The organism is Mesorhizobium sp. WSM4871 (assembly GCF_055811295.1).
Genome location: NZ_JBVVPU010000059.1, coordinates 1 through 598, shown reverse-complemented (window position 1 = coordinate 598; position 598 = coordinate 1). Strand labels below are relative to the sequence as shown.

The window sequence follows — 598 nt, the reverse complement described above, 5'->3', positions numbered from 1 at the left end:
CTGGCCGGAAAGCTTGGCGGTCCAGCCGGCCTCGCTGCGCGCCGTCATCTCGGCTGAGATGACCGGAGAGGTGCTTTTCCAGACAAGTTGGCTCAGCTTCGAGCCGCTGCCGGAAGCCTGATAGACCAGCTCGTTGGCCTCGATGTCGATGACGCCGACGCCGCCGACGAAAGAGAAATTGGGATTGTAGGGCGCCGGTTCGTTCACCACCGGCTCGCTGGCCATCGCCGGCCAGGCAGCGAACAATGCTGCCGCTCCACCAAAGACTTTGACATACAATTTCATAAAAGTACCCTCATAGGAATCATCCGCCATTCGGCCATACGCGGCGTACCGGGTGCACGTCACGTGCGGTCGTCTATGCAGCGCCCTGGACGTTTGGCAAAATTGATTGTTTAGATCGGAGCATCCACGCTATGGATAGCAAAAACCGTGCGTTTCCAATGGCTTGATCTGAACCTCCTCGTCGTGCTCGACGCACTGCTGAGCGAGCGCAACCTGACGGCGGCGGCAAGCAGCATCAACCTAAGTCAGCCGGCCATGAGCGCGGCCGTCGCCCGGCTGCGCGATTATTTCAACGATGAACTGGTCGTCCGTG

The 598-nt window shown here is 59.5% G+C and carries 2 protein-coding genes; one reads left to right on the top strand and one right to left on the bottom strand.

The annotated features are described in order from the left end of the window. On the bottom strand, nt 1–285 hold a 285-nt coding region (locus AC0L2H_RS32495; RefSeq protein WP_473593675.1), incomplete at its 3' end, for an omptin family outer membrane protease. Between the two features lie 147 nt (nt 286–432). Between AC0L2H_RS32495 and AC0L2H_RS32490 the strand changes: the two genes are divergently transcribed. Continuing rightward, a partial coding sequence (locus tag AC0L2H_RS32490) for a LysR family transcriptional regulator (protein WP_473593676.1) occupies nt 433–598 on the top strand: 166 nt, incomplete at its 3' end.